Raw genomic sequence first — 3,753 nt, forward strand, 5'->3', positions numbered from 1 at the left:
GATGTACTGGCACGGATTGTCGAGAGAGCGGAAAGGCCGGGTCTGCGCCCGGCCTTTTTCTTTATTGCATGTTTCAAGAGGAGCCAGACGATATGACAGCCCCCACCAAGGACACCCTGTTTCGCCCTGTGCCGTCCAGAACTGAAACCAAGGCTGATGTTACCGATCGCGTGGCGCGCGAGATCATCCAGTCGGAGACCGACCGTCGACATGCCCTGACCGAAAAGCTCAAAGCGGCTCGGCTTGCGCAGGAAGCCGCCGCTGCCGAGGTAGTGCCTGTCACCAAGTCCCGCGCCAGGAAAACTGCGAAGACCGCAGCATCTCACGCTTGAGCAAGGTCCGGTTGTCCGTCGTGTTCCCATGCTAGGGAGGCTGCCGTGCGCAACCCGGACCCTTGCGGGACGTTGGCCTCTCTGGAAGGAGAAGGATATGACGGACAACAAGAAGAAGGGCGATTTCAAGCGTACCAGTGGCCAGCCTGACGATGTCGGCGGCAACAAGAAGCAGCAGATGAAGGGCGAAAGCGCCAGCCGCACTGGCCACAAACAGAATGCCGGGCACGGTGGACGCAACGTGGGCAAGAACGGCTAGGTTTGATCCGCCCTCTGCTACGCCCGCCCCGTCCAACAGCGATATTTGACGCTTGGGCAACCGGTGTGGCCATAGCTCCGGTACGGGGCGCAGCTTGCACCGTTCCGGTGATCGTGGGCATCACAGGCTGTTGGCGTGGCGCTCCAGCCAGTTGACGGCAAAGCGGCACATGGCTTCGGCCTCAACCATCAGAGAAGGTGCGTTGCCAACGGTGCCCTGCTGTCCCTCCCCCGCCGCGAGGTATCCGTTTACGATTGTCGCGAAGTAATCATCTGCCAACCCGGGTATGACCGGTTCTGACGTCTCGAATTCCTCCACCATACGCCAGCATGGCCCCTCGGCCGTTGCAAACGGCACCTCATATCGGCGTATGCGCTTGTTCGGCACCTGCGCCAGATGCTCCGAATGATGCAGCAGTGTCATGGTGTCCCGCGGTGCACCAACCATCAGCACCTTGCTGCCCGCCTGAACGAGCTTGGCCAGAGGCGAGCCCTCGCCGTAGCCGTAGTCCAACGGATGGTCCGCGGCCGCCCGTGCTCCAATGGCGGCTACGGAAGCGCCGGGATTACCGCTACGGTAAGCGCCAGGCGTCGTGCGGACGAACTCGGCCAGAATGCCATAGTCTCGCGCTGCGCGAGACGTTGCCGGATCGAACGGCGGCACATGGGGGCGCCATTCAAGCGGCACCCGTCCGGCTGCATCCAGCAACGAGTCATAGGCCCCGTCCCAGTCCGTATAGGCGATCAGCGTTCCATCCGCGCCGACAGCATCCAGCAGCGCGCCAATCAGGGCATCGGGTCCGTTTAGCAACGGGCCCACCGTACTCATGGCCGCATGCACCATCACCATATCGCCAGCGCGAATGCCGAGCCGCTGCAAGTCCTGTCGGAGCGAAGCTCGGGTGTGAAATGTCGGTGGTGATGTCATGCGCGGGAAGCTCCAGACGGTAGGCCGGGATCGGGATCAGACGCTACCCGCCTTGGCATCGTCCTGAAAGAACAGCCTGGTTATGTCGGCTTTCCGGGAAACCAGGTCTGCCACCGTGTATCCGTCCAAGACGGCCATGAAGGCACGAATTGCCTCGTTCAGTACGCTGGTGAAGCCACAGGCCGGCGCAATGATGCACGAACCGCAGTCCACGAGATCAAAGCCTTCCTCTGTCTGGCGTACAACAGCACCCACATTGATCTCCTCCGGCGGCCTCGCCAGACGAATACCGCCGAAGCGACCGCGAACGCTTGAAACGAATCCCGCACGGCCAAGATCATGAACCACCTTCATCAGATGGTTCTGGGAAATGCTGTATGCTCTTGCAATCTCAGGAATCGAACACAGTTCATCCGGCCGGGATCCGAGATAAATCAGCACCCGCATGGCATAGTCGGTATAGCGCGTGAACCGCATCGAACGTCCTTCCGCCTCAGGGCCTAACCAGGCTGTGACATAATGTGCTCATATAGGAATTGCGGTTGCCTCATTAAATGTAAGTTTATACATGTATGTTTAATACATGAATGAGACTGTTCTCGGAGACGACAAGTTTTTCCCTGCTGCGGCAGACGGGATCGCTTCGGAACAACAATCTCATGCCCGGGCAGGGCGGCCCCCTTCCCTCTCTGTGTACTGCGTAGCCCTTGCTTGAATCTGGAGACGCAAATGGCGAAGACCCTCTCCCCCAATACTATCGCCTTGGTGAAGGCCACGGTGCCCGCCCTGCAGGAACACGGCCTGGATATCGTGCGGACAATGTACAGTCGCATGTTCCAGAACCCGGCCATTCGGGACCTGTTCAACCAGTCTCACCACAACGGCGAGGCCCCGCAGCATCGCGCCCTGGCCATGGCAATTCTGGCCTACGGTAGCAATATCGACAATCTCGGTGCCCTGACCGGCGCGGTCGAGCGTATCGCCCAGAAGCATGTAGGCCTGCAGATTCTGCCCGAGCATTATCCGTACGTGGCCGAGGCCCTGCTCGGCGCGATCAAGGAAGTGCTGGGTGATGCCGCGACCGAGGAAATCCTCGCCGCTTGGGGCGAAGCCTACTGGTTCCTCGCGGATATCCTCATCAACCGCGAAGCGCAGCTCTACCAGGAGACTGCAGACGCCAAGGGCGGCTGGACCGGCTGGCGTGATTTCAGGGTCGAGGAAGTTCGCCCGGAAAGTTCCGTCATCACGTCCTTCGTGCTGCGCCCGGTCGACGGCAAGCCGGTGGTGCGTCACAAGCCGGGTCAGTACCTCACTTTCTGGCTGACCGTTCCCGGCCAGCCGCCGGTGAAGCGCAACTACAGCATTTCCAGCGCACCGAATGGGGAGACCTACCGCATCTCCGTGAAGCGCGAGCCGCATGGCCTTGCGTCTGGATGGATGCACGGCGAGGTCACGCCGGGCACAATCCTCAAGGTCGGTGCGCCTGCGGGCGACTTCTACCTGGAGAACAAGCCGCAGCAGCCGCTGGTTCTGTTGTCAGGCGGCGTCGGTCTCACGCCCATGGTCTCGATTCTGGAGACTGCCGCCGCTAACGGCTGGGATGGAGAGGTGCACTTCGTTCACGGAACGCAGGACGGCAGCACCCATGCACTTGGCGATCATGTGCGCTCGTTGGCCAGCATGTGTCCGAAAGCGAAGGTGTCAATCTTCTATGAGACGCCCCACGTCGAAGATACCGCCGGCTACGATGAGGCTGGCCTGATCAACGAGGCCTGGCTCGCCGCCAATACGCCGGTTGAGACTGCCGACTACTATGTCTGCGGGCCTAAGGCGTTCATGCGGGCCATGGTGGCAGCGCTTGGGCGTCTCGGCGTCGAGCAAAGCCGCATTCATTATGAATTTTTCGGCCCGGCAGATGAACTGTTGGCGGCCTGATCCGTATTACTCTAACGGAATGACCTGTTCCATTGGGAGGGTGGCTTGCCACCCTCTCTTTTTTTATGCCTGTCTTGGCTGACTCCGGCCGATGCGGAACCGCCAGCCTCTCCCCGCGCTCCCCCTGCAGGTTTGATAGTCATGCAGGAACCACCTCATGAACCAACAGGAACGCCAGATCATCGAGAGCCTGTTCGCCCGACTCCGACAGGTTGAGCAGCAAACCCCCGGTCGCGACCCCGAGGCCGAACGGTTCATCCATGGCCAGCTACAGAACCAGCCTGGCGCGGCCTACTATCT

General features: G+C 60.7%; 6 protein-coding genes. 4 read left to right on the plus strand and 2 right to left on the minus strand.

The window, feature by feature from the left end; translation table 11 throughout:
* Positions 1 to 92: 92 nt before the first annotated feature.
* Both VIG90_RS05540 and VIG90_RS05545 read left to right on the plus strand, forming a co-directional pair.
* A complete protein-coding gene (locus VIG90_RS05540) occupies positions 93 to 332 on the plus strand; it encodes a hypothetical protein (RefSeq protein WP_331592468.1) in 240 nt (79 codons plus the stop codon).
* Between the two features lie 97 nt (positions 333 to 429).
* Complete coding sequence (locus VIG90_RS05545) at positions 430 to 591, plus strand: hypothetical protein (protein WP_331592469.1); 162 nt, start codon at positions 430 to 432, stop codon at positions 589 to 591.
* A 120-nt stretch (positions 592 to 711) separates the two neighbouring features.
* On the opposite strand, the gene aac(3) is transcribed toward VIG90_RS05545, so the two are convergent.
* The gene (gene aac(3), locus VIG90_RS05550) at positions 712 to 1,518 is read right to left on the minus strand and encodes an aminoglycoside 3-N-acetyltransferase (protein ID WP_331592470.1); all 807 of its coding nucleotides are present in this window, start codon (positions 1,516 to 1,518) and stop codon (positions 712 to 714) included.
* Positions 1,519 to 1,554: 36 nt separating this feature from the next.
* Positions 1,555 to 1,995, minus strand: coding sequence for an Rrf2 family transcriptional regulator (locus VIG90_RS05555; RefSeq protein WP_331592471.1), 441 nt, complete (start codon positions 1,993 to 1,995; stop codon positions 1,555 to 1,557).
* 252 nt (positions 1,996 to 2,247) lie between these two features.
* Between VIG90_RS05555 and hmpA the strand changes: the two genes are divergently transcribed.
* On the plus strand, positions 2,248 to 3,453 hold the full coding sequence (gene hmpA, locus VIG90_RS05560) for an NO-inducible flavohemoprotein (protein ID WP_331592472.1): 1,206 nt from the start codon (positions 2,248 to 2,250) through the stop codon (positions 3,451 to 3,453).
* 157 nt (positions 3,454 to 3,610) lie between these two features.
* Positions 3,611 to 3,753: DUF2076 family protein (locus VIG90_RS19845; protein ID WP_414695466.1), on the plus strand; the 143-nt coding region annotated here is incomplete at its 3' end.

Origin of the sequence: Pedomonas sp. (genome assembly GCF_036515995.1) — a bacterium.
Lineage (GTDB): Bacteria > Pseudomonadota > Alphaproteobacteria > Sphingomonadales > Sphingomonadaceae > Pedomonas.